Annotated in this window: 13 protein-coding genes; 9 read left to right on the top strand and 4 right to left on the bottom strand. The window is 51.1% G+C overall.

Going from position 1 to position 22,843, the window contains the following annotated elements; all coding sequences use genetic code 11:
• Window positions 1-110 precede the first annotated feature (110 nt).
• Entirely contained in the window at window positions 111-1,274 is a 1,164-nt protein-coding gene (locus RIN69_RS18160) for an MFS transporter (RefSeq protein WP_313853539.1), read from the top strand.
• On the opposite strand, the gene RIN69_RS18155 is transcribed toward RIN69_RS18160, so the two are convergent.
• A complete protein-coding gene (locus tag RIN69_RS18155; protein ID WP_313853537.1) occupies window positions 1,271-2,191 on the bottom strand; it encodes a LysR family transcriptional regulator in 921 nt (306 codons plus the stop codon). The genes RIN69_RS18160 and RIN69_RS18155 overlap by 4 nt on opposite strands.
• A gap of 115 nt (window positions 2,192-2,306) precedes the next feature.
• Between RIN69_RS18155 and lysA the strand changes: the two genes are divergently transcribed.
• On the top strand, window positions 2,307-3,560 hold the full coding sequence (lysA, locus tag RIN69_RS18150; protein ID WP_313853536.1) for a diaminopimelate decarboxylase: 1,254 nt from the start codon (window positions 2,307-2,309) through the stop codon (window positions 3,558-3,560).
• 59 nt (window positions 3,561-3,619) lie between these two features.
• On the opposite strand, the gene RIN69_RS18145 is transcribed toward lysA, so the two are convergent.
• The gene (locus RIN69_RS18145; protein ID WP_313853535.1) at window positions 3,620-3,931 is read right to left on the bottom strand and encodes a PTS lactose/cellobiose transporter subunit IIA; all 312 of its coding nucleotides are present in this window, start codon (window positions 3,929-3,931) and stop codon (window positions 3,620-3,622) included.
• Between the two features lie 185 nt (window positions 3,932-4,116).
• On the opposite strand from RIN69_RS18145, the gene RIN69_RS18140 reads away from it, so the two are divergent.
• From RIN69_RS18140 to RIN69_RS18120, 5 genes are all read left to right on the top strand, one after another.
• Entirely contained in the window at window positions 4,117-5,454 is a 1,338-nt protein-coding gene (locus tag RIN69_RS18140; protein ID WP_313853534.1) for a PTS sugar transporter subunit IIC, read from the top strand.
• Window positions 5,451-6,878, top strand: coding sequence for a glycoside hydrolase family 1 protein (locus RIN69_RS18135; RefSeq protein WP_313853533.1), 1,428 nt, complete (start codon window positions 5,451-5,453; stop codon window positions 6,876-6,878). Before RIN69_RS18140 ends, RIN69_RS18135 begins: the two co-directional genes overlap by 4 nt.
• A gap of 11 nt (window positions 6,879-6,889) precedes the next feature.
• A complete protein-coding gene (locus tag RIN69_RS18130; protein ID WP_313857794.1) occupies window positions 6,890-7,207 on the top strand; it encodes a PTS sugar transporter subunit IIB in 318 nt (105 codons plus the stop codon).
• Between the two features lie 118 nt (window positions 7,208-7,325).
• Window positions 7,326-8,099: an FCD domain-containing protein gene (locus RIN69_RS18125; protein ID WP_313853531.1), complete on the top strand. Its 774-nt coding sequence runs from the start codon at window positions 7,326-7,328 to the stop codon at window positions 8,097-8,099.
• 128 nt (window positions 8,100-8,227) lie between these two features.
• A complete protein-coding gene (locus RIN69_RS18120; RefSeq protein ID WP_313853528.1) occupies window positions 8,228-9,283 on the top strand; it encodes an RHS repeat-associated core domain-containing protein in 1,056 nt (351 codons plus the stop codon).
• 34 nt (window positions 9,284-9,317) lie between these two features.
• Here RIN69_RS18120 and galR read toward each other — a convergent pair whose 3' ends face one another.
• Complete coding sequence (gene galR / locus RIN69_RS18115) at window positions 9,318-10,319, bottom strand: HTH-type transcriptional regulator GalR (protein WP_313853526.1); 1,002 nt, start codon at window positions 10,317-10,319, stop codon at window positions 9,318-9,320.
• Between the two features lie 220 nt (window positions 10,320-10,539).
• Between galR and RIN69_RS18110 the strand changes: the two genes are divergently transcribed.
• Window positions 10,540-12,819: a molybdopterin-dependent oxidoreductase gene (locus tag RIN69_RS18110; protein WP_313853525.1), complete on the top strand. Its 2,280-nt coding sequence runs from the start codon at window positions 10,540-10,542 to the stop codon at window positions 12,817-12,819.
• A 277-nt stretch (window positions 12,820-13,096) separates the two neighbouring features.
• Window positions 13,097-14,812, top strand: coding sequence for a penicillin-binding transpeptidase domain-containing protein (locus RIN69_RS18105; RefSeq protein ID WP_313853524.1), 1,716 nt, complete (start codon window positions 13,097-13,099; stop codon window positions 14,810-14,812).
• A 110-nt stretch (window positions 14,813-14,922) separates the two neighbouring features.
• On the opposite strand, the gene RIN69_RS18100 is transcribed toward RIN69_RS18105, so the two are convergent.
• Window positions 14,923-22,701, bottom strand: a complete 7,779-nt coding sequence (locus RIN69_RS18100) for a hypothetical protein (RefSeq protein WP_313853522.1) — start codon at window positions 22,699-22,701, stop codon at window positions 14,923-14,925.
• Window positions 22,702-22,843 lie beyond the last annotated feature (142 nt).

Genomic DNA, 22,843 nt, shown 5'->3' with positions numbered 1-22,843 from the left:
GTCGATTGTGATGTAGATCAAATCAAGCCCTCATAGCTGACATCACTAAAAATGACCTTTATACGTAAAACATCCTGCCTGAAGTTATAAGTTTTTTTGGAGAGAATGATATGCCTGTTTCATTACTGGCGTTGGCGCTGAGTGCATTTGCGATCGGCACCACTGAGTTCGTCATTATGGGGCTGCTGCCTGAGGTGGCTAAAGATCTACACGTTTCGATTCCATCAGCCGGATGGTTAATCAGTGGCTATGCGTTGGGTGTTGCCATTGGCGCACCCATTATGGCACTGCTGACCGCCAGACTGCCGCGTAAGCGCACGCTGATATTACTGATGTCGATCTTTATCGTTGGCAACATTCTGTGTGCGCTGGCGTACAGCTATAACTTGCTGATGCTGGCGCGCGTGGTGACTGCATTATGTCACGGTGCCTTCTTCGGGATTGGCGCGGTAGTTGCTGCCAGTCTGGTACCGGCAGGCAAGCAGGCCTCGGCGGTCGCGCTGATGTTTACCGGCCTGACGCTGGCCAACGTGCTGGGCGTGCCATTAGGCACCTGGTTTGGCCAGTTATTTGGCTGGCGTGCCACGTTTTGGGCGGTATCGGTTATCGGCGTACTGGCATTTATCGCCTTAATCGTCAGCCTGCCGGTAAATAAAGAAGAGAAGCCGGTCCATCTGGCGAGTGAAATCAGCGCGCTGGCCAATGGCAAGCTATGGTTGTCACTGCTGATGACGATGTTCTTTGCTGCGGCTATGTTCGCGCTGTTCAGCTATATCGCGCCGTTACTGCTGGAAGTGACCGGCATCAGCGATCGCGGCGTCAGCTGGACGCTGTTCCTGATTGGGGGTGGCCTGACCATCGGTAATATTCTCGGCGGTAAGCTGGCAGACTGGCGCGTCTCCTTCAGTCTGATGCTCAGCTTCTCGTTAATTGCGGTATTGTCGCTGCTGTTCAGCTGGACCAGCCATGCGCTGTGGCTGGCGGAAATCACGCTTTTCTTATGGGCAATGGCGACGTTTGCTACCGTTCCGGGCCTGCAAATTAACGTGGTCCGTCACGGTAAAGATGCGCCAAACCTGGTCTCGACCCTGAACATTTCGGCGTTTAACGTCGGTAATGCGCTGGGTGCGTGGGTCGGCGGCGCGGTGATCAGCGGTGGCTTCGGCCTGACGGCGGTGCCGGTTGCTGCCGCCGTGCTGGCGGCGATTGGGCTGGTGGTTTGCCTGATCACCTTCCGCAATGCATCTGGCCGCCCGGAAGCGGTCAGCGCTTAAGCCAGTAACGCGTCGAGGCGCTGGCTGAACAAGCCAATATGCTGTTGCAGATGCTGACTGAAGGCATCCACCAGCGCCGAGGCCGGGCGATGACGCGGCCGGATCAAACTGACGGTAAAGGGCACATCGATACTGAACCGGCGAATCACCACTCCACTGTCGGCGTAATCCAGCGCCGTCAGTGGATTCACCACTGAAATTCCCACTCCGGCTTTAACCATCGAGCAAACCGATGCCGCACTGTGCGTCTCCATTACCATACGGCGCTGCACGCCATGTTCCGCAAACAGCTTATCCAGCAGCTGCCGATAACTGTCGCTGCGCGACAGGCTGATGTAGTTTTCCCCTGCGAAATCCTGTGGCTCCAGCTGCGTGCGCGCCGCCAGGCGATGGCCTGTTGGCAATACGCAGACCTCATTGCGCGTCAGCAATTCGATGCGATCGGTGCCCGCTGGCGTCAGAGTTGTTTCGGTCAGCCCCAAATCGTGGCGCTGGGCAGAGAGCCACTCTTCCAGCAGCGGTGACTCCTGCGGAATGATATTCAGGCTGAGATCGGGATAGCGTTGCAGAAACGGCTGGCAAAGTAGCGGCAGCAGCGACTGAGAAAATACCGGCAGACAGGCGATGGAAAGCTCGCCCTGGCGAAACTGACGCAGGCCTTCTGCCGCATCAATAATGCGATCCAGCCCGTACCATGAGCGCTGTACCTCTTCGAACAGCCGTAAGCCCTGCACGGTCGGTTGCAGTCGGCCCCGCACCCGCTCAAATAGCTGTAAACCAATCAGTTTCTCGAAGCGTGCCAGTTCGCGGCTGACGGTGGGTTGGGAGGTATGCAGCATTGCTGCCGCTTCGGTGAGATTACCGCTGGTCATCACCGCATGGAAAATCTCAATATGCCGCAGGTTGATATTGGCCATTTTCGCCATCCGTCAGTGAAAACCATATCATATTTGCATAGACATGGATTAAACAGATATTTTTCAGCAAGAACAGCCTGTGGCGTAATAGCGTCACTACTTCAGGAGAATTGCTATGCCACGCCCGCTGAATAACACCGAAACTGCCCTGACCGGCGAAAACCTGCTGCAACTGGCCCGTCGCTACGACTGCCCGGTATGGGCTTACGACGCCAGCATCATTGCCGAGCGCATCCAGCAATTGCAGCAGTTTGATGTGATTCGTTTCGCGCAAAAAGCCTGTTCGAATATTCATATTTTACGCCTGATGCATCAGGCTGGCGTTAAGGTCGATTCCGTTTCGCTGGGTGAGATTGAGCGCGCGCTGGTGGCGGGTTTTCAGCCGGGCGGCGATGAGATTGTGTTTACCGCTGACGTATTTGATGCACCGACGCTGGCACGGGTTGCGGAGCTACAGATCCCGGTCAATGCCGGTTCAGTGGATATGCTGCATCAGCTTGGTGAGGTTTCGCCAGGGCATCGCGTCTGGCTGCGGGTGAACCCAGGTTTCGGGCATGGACACAGTCAGAAAACCAATACCGGCGGTGAAAACAGCAAGCACGGAATCTGGCATACCGATTTAGCGCTGGCGCTGAAGGCTATTCAGCAGCATGGTCTGAAACTGGTTGGCATTCATATGCATATCGGCTCTGGCGTTGATTACGGCCATCTTGAGCAGGTGTGTGATGCGATGGTCGACCAGGTGGTGAGCTTTGGTGAAGATCTTGAAGCGATTTCTGCCGGTGGCGGCCTGTCGATTCCTTATCACTTTGGTGAAGAGGCGATTGATACCGAACACTATTTTGGCCTGTGGAATGGCGCGCGTCAGCGTATTGCCGCGCATCTCGGTCATGCTGTAAAGCTGGAAATTGAACCGGGTCGCTATCTGGTCGCGGAATCTGGCGTGCTGGTTTCCCAGGTCAGAGCGGTGAAAGCGATGGGCAGCCGCCACTTTGTGCTGGTGGATGCCGGGTTTAACGATTTGATGCGTCCGGCGATGTACGGCAGCTATCACCATATTTCAGCACTGGCCGGAGACGAACGTCAGATCGATCCCCAGCAGACGATTGAGAGTGTGATTGCCGGGCCGCTGTGTGAGTCCGGTGATGTGTTTACCCAGCAGGAGGGCGGTAAAGTGGAAACCCGCGCGCTGCCAGCGGTGCAGGTGGGGGATTATCTGGTATTTCATGATACCGGCGCTTATGGCGCGTCGATGTCATCAAATTACAATACGCGCCCGTTATTGCCGGAAGTGCTGTTTGAAAACGGACAACCGCGTGAAATTCGTCGCCGCCAGACGATTGCCGAATTGCTGGCCTTAGAAAGTTAATTATCAGATAAATAACAGTCATATGCACAGGCTGCGTTCTTGCCGCCTGTGCCAAACGATTATCCGCCAAACATCTCCTTTCTGAGCAACACAATCTCCTCGGCCAGATCGCGGCACAGCATGGCATTCATCAGATGATCCTGCGCATGTACCAGGATCAGCGTCACCGGCACCTTACCGACACCCTCGTCAGCACCAATTAACCGGGTCTGAATATGGTGTGCCGCTTTTGCCGCTTCCACAGAGGCCGCCAGCGCGTCATCCGCACTCTGCCATTGGCGTTTACGGGCAAACTGGATAGCGCTCATTGCGTGGGATCGCGCTTCGCCTGCATTGATCAACAACTCCATCATGGTTTGTTCGAAATCCATACTCACCTCGGTTATTGGTATACCAAAATTTGAAAGTTAATCTTACTGGAATGCCAAAATAGCGTTCCGAGAGCTTAATCACAGAAAAATAAATCGATATGGTTAATTTTGGTATGCCAGGTGAATGGAATTTCACCAGTAACTCAATAACCGGACGCTGACACTTTTACTTTGAGGTATCACTCATGTCTCTACAGGATCGTCTGATCGACTCTCTGGGGAGTTTCGCTACTAAATTTAATAGTTATCGCTACATCATGGCGATCAAGGCGTCGTTTATCACCCTGATGCCGGTGATTATTGTCGGTGCCTTTTCCGTATTGATCTCTAATATGGTGTTGGATCCGAAAAATGGTCTGGCAAGCTTCAGTTCCCTTGCCTTTCTTGCCGAGCTGAAACCGATCACCAGCAGTATTAACTATGCCACTTTAAGCTTTCTGAATATTGGCGCGGTATTTCTGATTGGTATTGAGCTGGGCAAAATCAACGGGATCAGGACGCTGTTTCCCGGGCTGTTAGCGATTATCTGCTTTATTGCCGTGACGCCCACCACCTTGCAAATGATGGTTGGCGGCCAGATGCAACTGGTAACCGACGTGCTGGCGAAGCAGTTCTCCGATACTAAAAGCCTGTTTCTCGGAATGTTTATCGCCATCCTGTCGGTAGAAATCTATTGCCGGCTGGAGAACATCAACCGCCTGAAAATCAAAATGCCGGATACCGTGCCGCCGAATGTCGCCGCCTCGTTTTCCGCGCTGATCCCGGCAATTATCACCGTCTCCGCTATCGCCACCTTTGGCTTTATTTTCCACCGCGTTACCGGCATGTATCTCTATGATGCAGTGTACAAAGTGGTGCAGGAGCCGTTGGAATCGGTGGTGCAGAGCCTGTGGGGCATTCTGCTGTTGATGTTTGTCGCGCAGCTGTTTTGGGTGATTGGTATTCACGGCAACCAGATGATTAAGCCAATCCGCGAGCCGCTGCTGTTAGGGGCGATTCTGGTCAATATGAATGCTTTTGAGCAGGGTATCGAAGCGCCGAATATCATCACTATGCCGTTCTGGGATGTGTATATGAGTATTGGCGGCTCCGGCTTGACGCTTGGCCTGCTGACGGCGGTCATGCTGGCAACCAAACGTAAAGAGATGCGTGAAATTGCCAAACTCTCCTTTGGACCCGGGCTGTTTAACATTAATGAGCCGGTGATCTTCGGTATGCCGATTATGCTAAACCCGATCCTGGCGATCCCTTTCATTATTACGCCATTAATTACCGGTTCGATTGGCTACTTCGCGACCCTTACCGGCTTCGCCGGTAAGGCGGTAGTGATGGTGCCGTGGACTACGCCGCCGATTATCAATGCTTGGCTGTCCACCGCCGGTTCAATGGGCGCGGTAGTGACGCAAATCGTCTGCATCCTGGTCTCAGTGGTTATCTACTTCCCGTTTGTCAAAATCGCTGCCCGCCGCGCACAGGCAGCGGAAGAGAAATTGCTGCAACCCGAAAAACAGGAGCTGGCATGAGCAAAGTGAGTGTCTCCATCCCGCAAGATTTTATTCTCGGCGCTGCCGCCTCAGCCTGGCAAACCGAAGGCTGGAGCGGCAAAAAACCGGGGCAGGATTCTTATCTTGATGCCTGGTATCAGCACGATCGCCACGTCTGGCATAACGGCTATGGCCCGGCGGGGGCCACCGATTTTATTAACCGCTATCAGGAAGATGTGGCATTAATGAAAGCTGCCGGGCTGACGCACTACCGCACCTCCATCAACTGGTCACGGTTTCTCACCGACTATGAAAATGGAGTGGTGGATGAAGAGTACGCCCGCTACTACGACAACCTGATCGATGAGATGCAGCGCCAGGGCATTGAACTGATGCTATGCCTTGAACACTATGAGCTTCCGGCTATTTTACTGGAGCAATATGGCGGCTGGGCGTCGAAAAAAGTGGTGGAACTGTATCTGCTGTATGCCGAACAGGTGTTTGCCCGCTACGCGCATAAAGTCACGCGCTGGTTCACTTTTAATGAGCCGATTGTGGTGCAGACCCGCGTCTATCTGGACGCGCTGCGCTGGCCTTACGAGCAAAATACACATAAATGGATGCAGTGGAATCACCATAAAAATCTGGCAACCGCCAAAGTGGTGAAGCTGTTTCGTGAAAAAGGCTATCCGGGCACTGTAGGGACTATCCTTAATCCGGAAGTGACTTATCCACGCTCCAGTGCCGCGCATGATGTTAAAGCGGCGCATCTCTACGACCTGTTTTATAACCGGGTATTTCTTGATCCGGCGATGAAAGGCGAATATCCACCAGAGCTGATCGCGCTGCTGCAACAGCATGGCGTGCAGTGGGATTACGACGCTGCTGAGCTGCAACTGATCGCTGACTATCGCGTCGATGAAGTCGGCATCAATCTCTATTATCCGCATCGCGTTAAGGCGCCTTCTCGCGCCTGGCATGCGGAAACGCCTTTTCATCCGGCTTACTACTACGAGCATTTTGAGCTGCCAGGCCGCCGGATGAATAAGTCCCGCGGCTGGGAAATTATGCCGCAGATTATTTTTGATATGGCAATGCGGATTAAGAATGAATATGGCAACGTCCCGTGGTTTGTGGCGGAGAGTGGCATGGGCATTGAAAACGAAGCGCAGTTTAAAAATGCCGACGGCGAGATACAGGATGATTATCGCATTGAGTTTATCGCCGAACATCTGTATCAGACGCTGAAAGCGCGCGAGGCGGGCGCCAACTGTCAGGGCTATATGCTGTGGGCATTTACCGATAACGTATCGCCGATGAACGCCTTCAAGAACCGTTATGGATTAATCGAGATCGATCTGGAAAACCAGCGCCAGCGCCGGATGAAAAAATCGGCTCACTGGTATCGCGGCCTGCGTGACAGCCATCAGCTGACGCTAACGCTTGATGATGAATGGAAATAAGGAGTCTGATGATGAAACGTATCGTACTGGCCTGCGCGGCAGGCATGTCGACCTCAATGGTGGTGACTCGCATGGAGAAAGAGGCGGCAGCGCGCGGCCTTGAGTATCAAATCTATGCGATTCCCGAGCAGAATCTGCGTGACGAGCTGCAAAATTACGGCGCTGAGGTGATAGCCGTGCTGTTAGGGCCGCAGGTGCGCTTTAAACTTGAAGAAAATCGTAAACTTACCGACAGTTATCAAATCCCGATTGCGGTAATCGATTCGGTGGCTTACGGCACACTTAACGGTGCAAAAGTACTCGATCAGGCGCTGGCTTTGGTAGACTAAAGGCGAATATCGTCGTAAACGGGTCAGATATTCTGTTCTGACCCGCATAACGTTACAGCTCGAAGCGGAAGCGAGTCGGCGATATTATCAACATCGTCAATGGGTTAAGGGTGATTAAGTGGATAAGGTCGCACCTCCGCAAGAGAAGAAGCAGTATCAGGAAATTGGTCAGCATCTGCGTCAGCAAATTATTGATGGCCACTATCCGGTGGGGTCGCGTCTGCCGCCAGAGCGCAATATCGCCGAGACCTGGGGCGTCAGTCGCACTATTGTGCGTGAAGCATTGCTGATGCTGGAGCTGGAAGGCACGGTGGATATCCGGCAAAGTTCCGGGGTTTACGTCATGCGGATTCCTTCGGAAAGCAGTGATGAAGAAGAGGCCTTTTTCCGCAGTGACGTCGGGCCATTTGAGATGCTGCAGGCGCGTCAGCTGCTGGAAAGTAATATCGCTGCGTTTGCCGCAAAAATGGCGACCAAGGCGGATATCGAAAATTTAAAACGCACGCTGGAGCAAGAGCAGAAAGCGATTGCGATGAACGATTACAGCCACGACAACGACAAAATGTTCCATCTGCTGCTGGCTGGTGCCACGCAGAATCAGATGCTGCTGGATACGGTGAACAGCGTCTGGCGACATCATGAAAGCAGTCCACTGTGGCAGCAACTGCGCAGCCACATCGAAACCCGCAGCTATCGTCTGAAATGGCTTGGCGATCATCAGACTATCCTCGCTGCGCTGCGCCGTCGCGATGTCATGGGGTCGTGGCAGGCAATGTGGCAACACCTGGAAAACGTCAAAAATACATTGCTGGAGTTGTCTGATGCAGACGCACCAGACTTTGACGGCTATTTATTTGAATCGGTTCCGATCTTTCAGGGAAAACTGGTGTAAAGCTGCGCAGCGTCCCCGACATCATGATGTGTACAACACATCATGATGATCTTTTAGATGTTATCCGCACTGGTTACCGGCTGACCGAAGCAGTATTACAGAGTTATTTGATCAACAGGAGCCTGTTAATGAATAACTCCGTACTGACATTTAATGGCCAGCGTCTTGATTTCGTCAGCCACGCTTTTCATCCCGGTAATGGCTACCGGGCTTACAGCCCGACGCTGATGCGCTGTGATTGCCCGGATAGCAGTAGCCCGTTTGCGGCTGGCGGTGTTAATCCTTATGGCTGGTGTGCAGGCGATCCGATTAACCGCAGCGATCCGTCCGGCCATATGAGCTGGCTGAACTGGCTCGGTTGGGGAGTGGGCATGGGCGTTGGTATTCTTGGCGCGTTATTTACCGGCGGTAGTTCACTGGCAATTAGCGCAGCGCTGGCGACCACGGTCATCAGTTCGACGCTGGGGTTGGCCGGTCAACTGGAACAATCAACGCATCCGCAGCTGGCAAAGGCGTTAGGCTGGGCGTCGCTGGCGCTGGGAATTATCGGTGCTGGCGGCATGCTGGCCGCCGGACGTAGCGCGGTGCTGGCTGAGGACACTATCGATATGGATCTGGCTAGTGAGTTTCGTTATCGGGCAACCCTGGGGCGTAGCTCGCCGCGTGGGGCAACGGATGGCGCCCACTCGCTGATGTCGGTGATTTTTGAGGATACTTATCAGGATGCTAACCACCAGGCGCAACAACGGCTGAATATATGGGCTTTTACTAATGGAAACCGCATTGCTCTCGGCGGGCGCTCGGTCACTCCCCGGCAACTGGTTAACTTGTTAAACGAGCAAGATATTGCGTTGGATGAATATCATGAACTCAGATTTATCAGTTGTAACTCGACGCGCTTTGCCCGGGAGTTTACCCAGCAAACTCTGTGGCCAACCAGCGGTTTTCGTGGCGTGGTGACGGTGCAGGGCGAGGCGGTCCGTGCCTTCCGGGAATATTCGAGCCGGGGATTGTTTATATCCGCTTTTAATCAGCTGGGCGATATCTTTCCAGAAAGAACCATGGCCGCAGGGGTGAATATTTTCGACAACGATAGGGCATTTTTCCGTATCGTGGCCGGTAATCCGGTTTCATTTCGCGTACGACCGGGAGACCAAATAATCATCGACAGGTTCGAGGGTTAATCACCGGAGCGGGCCGCAATCGCTGCCCGCTGAATTATCCCGGCGTGCCGACGGAATGACGGCGTACCAGCGTCGGGCTAAACATATTGGTCACTTCCGGCAGGGGCGCGTTATTGGCCAGCGCCAGCGCCAGTTCAGCCGCCTGCTGAGCCATGGTAACAATCGGGTAGCGTATTGTCGTCAGACGCGGGCGAACGTAGCGCGACACCAGTACGTCATCGAAGCCAATCAGTGAAATCTCTTCGGGAATGCGGATACTGTTATCGCTTAACACCGCCAGTGCGCCAGCAGCCATCGAATCGTTGTAGCAGGCGACGGCAGTAAAGTTTTTACCGCGTCCAAGCAGTTCGGTCATTGCCTGCTCGCCACCCAGTTCGTCCGGTTCACCAAACGCGACCAAACGATCGTTTTCCGGCAGATTATGTTCGCGCAGCGCATCGTAATAGCCTTGCAGGCGATCTTCCGCATCAGAAATGGCATGGGTTGAGCAGATAAAAGCGATATTTTTATGGCCTTGCTGAATTAAATGGCGGGTCGCCAGCCAGGCGCCATAGCGATCGTCCAGCGCAACACAGCGATTTTCGAAGCCAGGCAGCAGGCGATTGACCAGCACCATACCGGGCACCTGCTTCATCAGGCCGATCAGTTCGTCGTCGGGCACTTTCTTGGCGTGGACCACCAGCGCCGCGCAGCGATGACGCATCAGTTGCTCAATCGCCTGGCGCTCTTTTTGCTCATTATGGTAACCGTTACCAATCAGCAAAAAGTTGCCGGTTTGCCAGGCCACTTCATCGACAGCTTTTACCATTGCACCGAAAAAAGGATCGGAAACGTCGCCAACCACCAGACCAATGGTTTCAGTCGATTGCTGCGCCAGCGCGCGCGCATTGGCATTCGGATGGTATTGCAGTTGCTCCATGGCGCGGGTGACCGCCAGCCGGGAGCTTTCACTGGCCTTCGGTGATTTATTAATCACACGTGATACGGTGGCGACGGAAACGCCGGCCATTTTTGCAACATCCTTTATGGTAGCCATCTGTTTACCTGATCCTGGGAAAGCGTTTACACATAAATTCAGTGTTGCGGAAAACGCGCCCTTGTTCAAGCTGAGAGAATGCCAGGGGTGTCGCAAAGCGGGAGGAAATATCAGGCTTCACCCGATCAATTGCCCGGATGCGGATCGGCAGATTGCCGCTGACGGCAGTCTAAAAAATGCTATGCTGGCGACAGAATTTTAGCTGCCTGCCGGACAACTTATGACAATTAAAAAAGTGCCACACCTCGCCCACTGGGGCGCATTTACCGCTGTAACTCAAAACGGCAAGCTGACCGGCTGTGAGCCTTTTTTTGCCGATAGCGATCCGTCGCCGATGCTGAACACCATTCCGGAACTGGTCTACTCCGATAAACGTATCCGTAAACCCATGGTGCGTCGCTCCTGGTTAACGTCACGAGAGAACAGCGACCGAACGCTGCGTGGCCGTGAAGGCTTCGTTGAAGTGGACTGGGAAACCGCGCTGGATCTGGTGGCTGAGGAAAATCGCCGGGTGCGCGATCGCTACGGTGCTTCAGGCATTTTCAACGGATCTTACGGCTGGTCATCGGCTGGTCGCGTGAACCATGCGCGTACTTTAGTGCGCCGTTTTTACTTTAACGGTGGCGGTGGCGTCGATCAGCAAGGTAACTACAGCTGGGGCGCCGCGCAATTTTTCCTGCCGTATGTCATCGGTACTTACATGCCGCTGACCGGGCGCGTCACCGACTGGCCGAGTGTAGTCGAGCACTGCCAGCTGTTTGTTGCCTTTGGTGGGCTGGCGCTGAAAAATGCTCAGGTGGCCTCGGGTGGTGCCGGACAACACAGCCTTAAACCCGCGTTACAGCAGCTGGCAGCGAAGGGCACGCGGGTGATTAATATCAGCCCAATGCGTGATGACTGCCCGGAATTCGTTAATGCCGAATGGATCCCGATTCGGCCAAATACTGATGTGGCGCTGATGCTGGCGCTGGGTTACGAGATTGAACGGCTTGGCGCGGTGGATAATGCTTTCCTGCAAAGTCACTGTGTCGGATACACCGAGCTGCGCGCTTATCTGACCGGTGAAAGCGACGGTGTGGCTAAAACGCCACAGTGGGCCAGTGAGATTACCGGCGTGCCAGCGGCGCGCATTGCCCAGCTGGCGCAGCAGCTGATTGGCGTGCGCAGTTTTATCACCTGTTCCTATTCCGTTCAGCGCGCGCATCGCGGCGAGCAGCCTTACTGGATGATGATTGCCTTATCCTCGATGCTTGGCCAGCCTGGATTGCCGGGCGGCGGTTTCTCCTTCGGGCATGGTTCGATGAACAGCGTGGGTAATCCGCGTGTCGAAGCGCCCGCACCATTAATGTCGACCGGACCGAATCCGTCCGGGCTTTCCATTCCGGTGGCGCGCATCAGCGATATGCTACTTAATCCTGGCCAGCCCTACAGTTTCCAGGGGGAAACCCACCACTATCCTGATATTCATCTGGTGCACTGGGCGGGCGGTAACCCGTTCCACCATCATCAGCAGCTTAACCGGTTGGTAGAGGGCTGGCAGCGCCCGGATACGGTTATCGTACAGGACATTGTCTGGACGCCAGCGGCGCAGATGGCCGATATCGTGCTGCCGGTCACCACCACGCTGGAGCGTAATGATATCGGTGGCTCATCGCGTGACCGCTATGTATTAGCCATGCATCAGGCAATTAAACCGCAGCACCAGGCACGTAATGATTTTGATATTTTTGCCGATATCGCCGATCGTCTTGGCTACCGCGAGCAGTTCACCGAAAACCGCAACGAAATGCAGTGGATAGAGCATCTTTATCAGCAGTGTGCGCTGGCACATGCCAATAAAGGCGTGTACTGGCCGGAATTTGGTGAGTTTTGGCAGCGCGGTTTTGTCGAAATCCCACAGGGCGACAAACCGTATATCTTTATGGAAGATTTCCGTAATGATCCACAGGCTAACCCGATTAAAACTCACAGCGGCAAAATTGAGCTATTTTGCAAAACCATCGCCGATTATCAACTGGATGATTTTGCTGGTCACCCGCAATGGCAGCCGCCGAAAGAGTGGCTTGGGGCCGAACTTAGTCGGAATTATCCGTTACATATGATCTCGATCCAGCCGGGCGATCGTCTGCACAGCCAGCTTGATGGTACCGCCAGCGTCCAGGCGAATAAAACTGCCGGCCATGAAACCTTGTGGATGCATCCGCAGGACGCGGTGGCGCGCGGCATTAATGATGGCGAAGCGATAAACGTCAGCAACAGCCGTGGCGTTATGCTGGCCGGCGTCCGGCTCACTGATGGCGTCACTCAGGGGGTGGTACTGATTTCAACCGGTGCATGGTTTGATCCTGGCTTTGGCAAAGCCAACTGGCAGCCGTATGACCGCGCCGGTAATCCCAATGTATTAACCCTGGATATCGGTACCTCGTCGTTAACCCAGGGACCGAACGCCATGAGCTGTCTGGTTGAGGTGAAAAGCGCCGTCAGTAGCAAAACCGCCTAACAATCTAATGGCTGGTTACACTTTGCGGATAACTGTTGCGAATCAGTGATGGCGGCCCATCAGTGGGACTTGCTAGATTTTAAGTCCCAGAGGTATTGATGGGTGAACATCAAAAAGTTTTTGTATTTTGCTTGATTACACCAACCTGCGCAGATGCGCAGGTTTTTTTTGCCCGAAAAACGGCAATCACGAAATGAAACACAGTTTTTCTGTTATCTGCCCAGACTCTTCTTTATAACCTTCAGTTAGTTATCATCTAAAAATCTGCCAAAGCCATATGCCGCGACTAAAAAAAATATTGGGTAAAGACCAGATTAAAGCACCGTTCAATCCCTTCCGGTTTCGCCTGATCTGTCTCGGCGTGCTGGGTTGCATGGCGGTACTGCTGGCCAGAGTGGCCGATCTGCAACTGATTAACCACCCAATGCTGGAGCATCAGGCCGATCAGCGCTCGTTACGCACCGTTACGCTGCCGACTAACCGCGGCACGCTGCTGGATCGTAACGGTGAGGCGTTGGCATTAAGCGTGCCTTCGCGCGATATCATTGCCGATCCCAAACGGGTGCTGGAAGCCCACCCTGATTTCACCAGTGAAAAATGGCAATATCTCGCCAATGCTTTGAATCAGCCGGTCGATCAAATCGCTCAGCAAATTAATGCCAATGCCAGTCGTCGCTTTCTTTATCTCGGGCGCAAAATCGAGCTGGGCATCGCGAAAGATATTTCTCAGCTGCATCTGAAAGGCATCAGCACGGTTTATGACGACAGCCGGTTTTATCCGATGAGTGAAGCCACCGCACCGTTACTGGGCATTGTCGGCACCGACAATAAAGGGCTTAACGGCCTGGAGCATGGCTACGACAAGTTGCTACAGGGCGAACCGGGACATGAGCAGTATCGCCAGGATGGTGAGGGTAATATTATCGCAATGATCGATTATCAGCCGCCCCAGCAACCGCCGACGCTGCAGCTGAGTATCGATAAGTTTGACCAGTACACCATGTATACCAAACTGCGTGACGGTGTGTTGCTGAACAAGGCCGATTCCGGAGCAGCAGTATTAATCAAAATCGATACGGGCGAAGTGCTGGGCATGGCGTCGTACCCCTCTTTTAATCCGAATAATTTTGCCGACGTTTCACCGGCACAGATGCGTAATTCGGCGATTAATGACAGTTTTGAACCGGGTTCTACCGTGAAGCCGCTGGTGGTGATGGAAGGGCTGGAGCGTAAACTGGTGCGCCCGGATTCGGTTATTGATACCACGCCTTACCGGGTCAATGGCCATTTAATCCGAGACGTTGGTCACTGGCCGCGTCTGACGATGACCGGTATTTTGCAGAAATCGAGTGATATTGGTGTCTCGCATATTGCGCTGGCGATGCCTGCACAGGTGTTGGTCAATACTTTCAGTAACTTTGGCCTCGGCAAACCGACCGGGCTGGGGCTGACCGGGGAGAGCGTCGGCTATTTCCCGCTGCATCGTCAGCGCTGGGCAGATATCGAACGTGCAACCTTCTCGTTTGGCTACGGCCTGCGGGTGACGCCATTACAGATCGCCCGCGAATACGCCACGCTCGGTTCATATGGTATCTATCGTCCGCTGTCGATCACCAAAGTGACTCCACCGGTTATCGGTACCCGGGTAGCCAATGCTGATACGGTTAAAGCGGTCATCCATATGATGGAAAGTGATGCATTGCCCGGCGGCAGCGGCGTGCGTGCGGCGGTGCCGGGTTACCGACTGGCGATTAAAACCGGTACTGCAGAAAAGATGGGGCCGGAAGGAAAATATGATGGTGGTTATATCAACTATACCGCCGGAGTCGCCCCTGCCAGCGATCCGCAGGTGGCGCTGGTGATTATGATTAACCATCCGACCGCTGGCGATCACTTCGGTGGTTCGGTGGCTGCGCCAGTCTTCGGCAATATTATTGGTCCGGTACTGAAACATATGAATGTGGCGCCGGATGCGCTGTATGGGCATGGCTAATCACACAGGGCTATGCAGTTTCCCGTACCAGTGATACTGATACGGGAAACTTAACTTAATGCAGGTCACGGCTTCTTCGGCGATGCAGAAGAGGCTTGTTATCCCTGCATTCAGGATACCGATGGTGTTCCAGGCATCTTATTCAGGTTTTTTACCGAGATCGCCGAGAACGTTTCTGCATCTTCTGGGTTCCACATTGCATATATCTTTATCGTCTGATTGGCAAAGAATTTATTATAGTTTGTCTTCCAGCTTTTTTCGTTAGAGATTGGTTCTCCTTTGAATTTATCACCGTACGCTGCTGTCGATAAATCAAATACCATACTCTCTCCATCTTTCTTGGCAGTGACAATAAAGTGAGGTTGCATCATTTTGTCGCCATTATCATTTTCTTTCCAGATGTAGACAGCACAATAGCCAATGTCTGTGTATTTTAATTTTTTAAGTTCAGCAGTAACTGATGCTATCAGTTCAAGAGACTTATCTTCTTTCGATTCCATTAAAGCATTGATCGTCGAATTCTTCTTCAAATCAAGAAGTAACGGAGTAAAGTCATAATAGGTAGAGTCACCGGACTGTAAAACCTTCTCATTTGGCATCAGGTCAAAACTATTGCCTGTTCTTTGCTTACTGTGGCTGATTGCTTCATCGGCTGAATGAAAGTCACGGTAGGTAATGTATTTTCTTGTTAACAATGTATTGTATTTTGCAGCCCATTCTTTCTGAGAAAGGATTAAGGGCTCCTTAAATCCTTTACCCAAGGATTGATTAGAAAAGTCGAATACAAAATCCTTGTTGTTTTTTGTGGCAGTCACAACAAAGTGCAATTGTGGTTTTCCATGATTCTTAGACTTTTCATCCCACACATAGACGGTACGATAACGAATGTTGTCAAAATTCTGTTTTGTTAACTCTTTACCTGTCGCGGCGATAATCCTGTCGGATCTATCTTTCAGGGTGTATGCATACAATCCAATTGAAAGATCGCTGTTCATGAGATTTTCCAACAATACTTCTGGCCGGGTTGAGAGTATAAGCTGGTAAGCAGACTCTGTATCCTCTGGTTTGGACATGTAGCCTTCTGCAATATTTTTATTTACAAAAAACGCTTTATACTGTTGCTGCCAGTCACTTTCATTAGATATTGCTTTGCCTTTAAAGCCTTCGCCGTATACCTTGGTCGATAAATCAAATACCAGAGTCTTTCCAGCTTTACTGGCAGTGACAATATAATGGGGTTGTCCCATGTTTTGATTATCATCACTTTTATCCCAAACATACACCGCCCGATAGGCAATATTTTGATAATTTAAGCTGGCCAGTTCCTTAGTGAGAACCGGCATCAACTCCATGGATTTATCTTCTTTTACATTTGTTAACTCATTGATTTCTGGCTTTTTAACTAGCTCAGTCATCAATAAATTAAAATCATATTCATCAGATGTCTTGGTTGTCAGCATTTTCTCACTGCCCATAATTTCAAAGCTACTACTTTCTCTTTTTCCAAGACTTTCTAACGCATCTTTTGGAAAGTTAAAATCACGATAGACAATGTATTTATCAGGCAGCATCTCGGAATATTTTTCACACCATTCTTTCTGTGAAAGTATCAACGGTTCTTTGAATCCATCACCTAACGCTCTGGTCGCAAGATCAAAAACAAAATCTTTATTATTTTTAATCGCCGTCACAGCAAAATGTTGTGTTGGCTTTCCAGTTTCCATTGACTTTGCATCCCATAAATAGACAGCACGATAGCGGATGTTCATATACCCCTGTTTTTCAAGTTCTTTTCCAAGCGGTAATATAAGCTTTTTTTCAAGTACCGGCAGTAATGACTTATGCGTGTCCTGAATGCTTTTTAGCATATCCTCTATGGTTTTGTTGTTATTAGTTATCTTTTTCAATAACTGTTCTGGGCTGGTGTCTCGTTCGGTATAATAGACTTCGTGTGCCGATGTTATTATATTTATGAGATGTGTTCCGGATTCAAGCCCTTCTGAAAAACGACCGGAAGAACGAGGTTTTACAATATTAATATCACTGGATTCATTGATGGATATCAGCTTGCTGTCAAATTCTTTAGCGTACCTGGCTGTCCACTCTTTTATAGGAAGGATAATCGGTCCAGTAAAGGTTGATTTTAATTTTCCGGCATCCATATCAAAAACATAATCCTCGCCATCTATCTCTCCTACAACGACATAATGACGCGTTGGGTTATTATCTGTAGTGCTGTCCCAGATATCGATCGCACGATAATAAACATTATCAAATCCAATGTTACTGATTGCTCTTGCTACTAATGGCATTAATTCTTCAGATCGGTTATAGGGAATAATCATGTTGTATCGTATAACAGCATCCTGCCTGTACAGACTCCCCAACAACTTAACCACACCAATCTTTCCGTTTTCATCTTTAAAATGGTTGCCAACCTCCTGGTCAGGAATAAAAATATTTGAGCCAGTATGAAGTATGCCATCATTAGTTATCGCAGGATTGTTATACATTAATCTTGCAAGGTGGGCATTTGAAAAGCCCAGTTCTCTGGCAAGAGTAAGGATATCCGTTACTCCCTCAGCCTGATAAATAAAGCCATTTTCGTCTTTGACGATTTCTGCAATTTTCTCCTGCTGCACTTCATTCTGCGGCTTCTTTGGCTGGCTTTTAAGCCAGGCCTCGGTCTCAATTACGTGCTCTCCCGCTAGCTGCTCAGGTTTCTTAGAGGCCCTGTGCCGGTAGCTATCAACTGCCACCCGCACATCGTCAATGTCAAAATCGTTGTATATAACATGTCCGTTGCTGAAGGTATCCTGATATTTAGCCTGCCAGCTTGATGTCGGAAGGAGTATGGTGTCGCCAAGCCCGACATCGAATTTTCCAGCGCCGATATCAAATACATAGTCTTTGCCATATTTATTGCCAATAACAACATAATGGACTTTTGCTTCTTCTTCATTAGGCCTTCCAGTCCATATATACATGGCGCGGCACCGGACATTATCAAATCCCTGACGCTGTATATTTTCTGAAACATAGTCAATTAATTGTTTAGAAATAGGATAATTTAGCGTCAATAAATATCTGATATGATTTTCTTTTTTCCCTTGAACCTTCTCAAGTAACGTTCCATCCTGGATGGATTCTTCAAGTTTTTTTACATCATCCGGAGTCCAGGTGATTTCTCTGAGAATTTCATTTTTCTGTATGCCAATTTCTTCCACCGGAGTAAATGACATCACTTTTGCATGATTTCTTAACAGTGATTCGTACGGGATAAATATTTGATCCCCAGGTGATAAAACATCAAAATCTGCGATCTGTGGATTGGTATAAATCAGCAGAGCTAATTGTCTGGATGAAATTGAATATTTTTCGGTGATTGTGTGAATAGTTTCACCTTCTACAACCCGGTGGGTCGTTCCCCCTGGGATAGCTTTTGTATTAACTTCACTTGTTTTGGCTATTTGCTCATGGTCAGCGTTTGTTTTCAGTTCCGCTAATCTTGCTGCTGCCTCGGAACCGACTTCATTGGCCTTATGATACCCGGGTATGCCAAGCATCAACTCTTTCGCGGGATTGATTCCTTTTGCTGCAGACACCCAGTGAAGTTTAATATTGCCTTTTGCCAGTAGTTTTTTTGCCAGTTCAGGACCGATATTCATGCTGCCATCAACATACAGACTGGCAATAAGATTCGCGGGTATGGCTTCTCTGGCCGCATCCTTTGCTGCCAGATTATCGGCAAAATGTATCTTGGTTAAATCTTTCAGGTAGGTTAATAACGCCGACTTAGCTATTTGTACCATAACCGAGCCCACGGTGCCCAACGGCAGCGTTCCGGCCGCAATACCTGTAACGATATCTGTGCCGATATACAGAGCATCGATTACGAAGTCTATTAAATACTCCGTACTGGTAGTTATCAGAGCGTCACAGTCTTTATCTGCCTGGGCAATTTTTCTGTCCAGCATTTCCTGACCGAGACCGCCTTCCAACCTGCGAAACGCCAGGGCCGTGGGCGAAGCGAGGGTGGCGAATACACGCTCTCTCTCCTCGGGCTTACTATATTTATACCGTGCATTGGTGTTCATGTGATTTAACAACCAATCTTGCTGATCTTTATAGGGTATGCCCTTCGTACTCACATCGATTAGCTGATATGACCCCATAAAATCCCAGGCAAGTAATTGATCACCAACACGTAATGCAATACATTCTGACAACTGATTGTCATCATGGTCGCCTAGTGTTAATACGAAGGGTTTTATCTTTCCATCAATAAATTTTTGCAGTTCAGGCTTAAAGCTGGCCAGCTTTGCATCCTGTTGCAGATCCCTTGCTGATGTCTTGAATGAGGTTTCATACATTTTCCCCAGGCTGATGTTATAGTCACTTTTAATATTGCTTAAACGCTTTTTATAAGTCTTTTCAAACACGTCAGCCATTGAAGGGCCATAACTTTTAGCGTTAAGGTTGGCTCTTATTTTTTTTCCGGCAAATTTGGCATATCTGGGAATATCCATATACGGACTCACGTTGCCTATCAGTGCTTTCCTGAATGCTACACTGCTGCCTTCTGGCCACTCCGGGTACTTATCCCGATAATTAAAACTTCCGGTCAGTATATCCATCAAGTTGGCAGGATAGCCGCCTTCTGTATAGCGGTGTTGTCGCCAAAGCATAATGGAGTCAGGAGAGTCCAGACCACCACGCTGGTCTGCCGGGAAGCTATTAATAATATTCTGAATATGATCACGTGCCGCCTGCCGGATATTCAGATCGGTCATCCGCACAATGGCAGCATTGGTAAAATCCTTCAGGTCATCTTCTACTTTGTTTTTGATATCATTCATTACCACAGGATCATCAGTATCAATGTCATGCTGAATATCCGTGGTGTCAGCAGTTCTTTTCACCCTGCTTACTGTCTCAGTAGGTGTAAGCGATTGGACCTCAGCCGCTTGTCCTTTGAGGCTCTGCTCCTGAGCCGCCTGAATTTTCGCTTTCTCTGCTGCCAGCTGTTTCTTTAACCCAACCGTGAGGCGTTTTTGTTGCTCCTCAGGGTAGTTTGCGACCAGCCGATCAATTTCCTTGTTTTCCTCTGCCTGGCGTTTCTTCAGCACAGTGGCGATCTCTTCGCGCGCAAATTCCGGATAGTTCTCCAGCTCCGCGGCAATCTGCTTATCATCCGCGGCCTGTAATGTTCGCAGCTGATGCTCAAAATAGGCATCCGTCCCTTGTTCATAGCCTTCATAAAACGGCTTCGACCCGACGGCAAAGGTCCCACTGTCCACCAGATCTTTCATTAAATTATGAGCAAATTTATCCGGGCCATTACGATACAGGTCATAGCCGGTCAAGGCAGCATCTGCGACAAAGCGGTAAAGATGCGGCACCGCAAAGTCGACCAGCTTTTTCGTCAGTTGAATGGCGAAGCTCGCTGCCAGCGTCAGTTTCTCACTTTTCGGCTCCGCCTGCCCTGGCATCACCGCCTGTTTAAGATTGGATAATGCCAGCATATAAGCAACCGGCAGCATGGTCGCCTTTATCAGCCCCAGGCTCGGCAGAAAACTGCGGGGCAGGGTTGAGAGCAGCCGATCGGCGGCCCTGTCGACGCTGGCGTTTACCACTTTCCCTACCATGCCGCTGCGGCCTGCTCTTGAGAGAAAATCGGCAGCTCCTGGAATCTTCTCCATCACTTCTTCAAGAATTTTAGGCGTCAGCAGGGTGCCCGCTTCCGCATCGCTGGCTGCCTGATGCACTTTTGCCAGCATGATTTTCCCGTCCGGATCGTGCGTCTTGCTAAAGTGACCGGGTATTTCTTTATCGACGATCTCCGTGACCATTCTGTCGAACAGCCACGGCTTAAACTCAGGTACTGACTGCAATAAGGTTTGTTTCTGCTGCGCAAAAAACTGGCCGAGATGTAACGCGATGCGCGCGTCCTTTGAGAAGATATCCTGTGGCCTGCCGGTGGCGTTTAATACCGCGCTGCTCAGTTCCAGTACCGCATCCCGGGTGCGGTAATCTGCTTTTTTTCCGTCTGTTGCCGCATAGTTAAACGCCTCCCTGCTGGCCGACGCTGAACCGGGCGCGGTTTGCGTCATGTCCTGCACCGCCCGTTGCAGACGGTCGGCAGCTTTACGAAAATGGCTCTCTGCTTTGTCAATTTCCGTTTTAAACGTCACGAGTTTTTTCAGCTGCTTTTGGTGCTGCCCATACTGCTCAGCGGTCTGTGCTACCGTCGCCCTTAGTTCATCTGAGCAGCTGTCCACCTCGCCACGGGCCTCTGTCAGTGCGGCTGATGCCGCGTTAAACGTCCTCTGCGCCCGTTCCCGCTGCTGCACTTCACTGAGCACCTGCTTTTCCTTTCCGGAGGCTGCGCCGCCGGCCCGCGCTGCCGATGTCTCTACGGCAGCTGAAATGAGCGCCGCGCCTCCCGACACATCTCCCATCTCACCCAGCGTTGCTGCAATCGCATCCGATGGCCCGGAATGGGATGAACTTGACCTTACCAGCGTTTCCGCCGCCCCTAACAGCTTTTCGGCTGCATTCTGGTGCTTCTGCATGGCCACCTTTAGCGGATGGTAAGCCGCCCTCAACTGGGTATTGACCTTTTGTTCTGCCGCATCCGCACCCGATTGCTCATTCTGCAGCCGGGTGATTGGCGAGGTGTGGGCCTCACTGACCGCCTCCGCGGCCTTTTTGAGCGCCTGGCTACCTTTATTAACCGTACTTTCAATGACCTTGAGTGTGTGCTTTGTTGCTGCCGACAGCGTCCTGACCTGGTTTGCGGTATTTCTCATTAGGTCCTGAAATAAAGCCGGTGTGTCATGCCAGGCTTTTTCCATTCCTTTCTCCAGCTTTTGCAGCGAGCCGGGAGAGGTCGCTTTCTTCACCAGGTAGAAGGCTTTTTTATCAAAATCTTCCAGTTTTTTTTCCATGCGCGATTGTCCCGCACGAAGCCGGTGCTCCATCGCCTTGAGATTTTCCCGGATCAGCTTCAGCTTTTTGTTAACCAGCGCGGTTTGTATTGTCATCGCCTTCGCTCCACCTTCCCCTTCAGAAAGGGGAAGAAGCTTGCCCAGCTCTTTGTCTAACACCTTTTCTGCCCGGTCGATCTCCTTCGCCGCGTCATACAGAGCTTCTGCCGTCCGGCCCCGCGTCTCGGGATCTTTTGCCGCCGCACTCTTAACCAGCTTGTCATATTCACCCACGGTAAAAGCGGCTTTCGCCAGCGCATCAGTCTGGGCGCGCAGCGTCTTTTTTAAACTGGTCACATCTGCCTGCACGTCTTTGTCAGCCGAGGCGATCGCCAGCGTACCGCTTACCGCTTTTTGCAGTGCTTCAGCCACCGCCAGCAGCGGTACACTCCCGTCGTCAGCCGCAATTTTTTCCTTCAGCGACTGAATCAGTGAGCTGTCCAGCTCCAGGCTCATAATTTCGCTGTTATGCCCCTTGAGACGAAACTCATCCAGCATCGGGTAGGTGTGTTCGAGTTTTTCCGTCAGTAACTGGCGCAGCTGATCAAGTTGATACTGTGTCGGATGACTGCCGGAGGGCAGCAGTTTAGTCAAACCCGAGGCTGTCATACTGTCCGGTGCTGCCGGCGCTAACGGCAGGCCGGTTGCGGCCAGAATTTCTTTGATAAACGCGGGATCATTCATCAGATCCTGCAGGAACATGATGACGTCTTTGCGCTCAGTCCACTCTTTCCCGGCGCCGAGTACCATGTGTCCCAGTTCTGCTCTGGCTTCAGGGCAGGCAGAAACGTCAACACCCTGACGCCCTCCGGTGGCGGTGTTAGTTTCACCTACCGTGGCGTCTGTGGTTTTTGTTGTTACCGGTAACATTTGGCGGCTAAGGGAATTATGGATAGACATCAGGTAAAGATCCTGTAAATGAAGTCAAAAAAAAATAATGTCGCTATGATCGTTAGCTGGCGCGTCAACTTCTTCTGTTTTTTACTGGATCTTTTTAGTTTTATAGCGAGAAGTTCCTCGCGCTGAAGTGTGGCTGGCAGAA

Origin of the sequence: Winslowiella toletana (assembly GCF_032164335.1) — a bacterium.
GTDB lineage: Bacteria > Pseudomonadota > Gammaproteobacteria > Enterobacterales > Enterobacteriaceae > Erwinia > Erwinia toletana_A.
The sequence above is the reverse complement of the archived record's forward strand: the minus strand, read 5'-3'. Positions and strand labels throughout refer to the sequence as shown.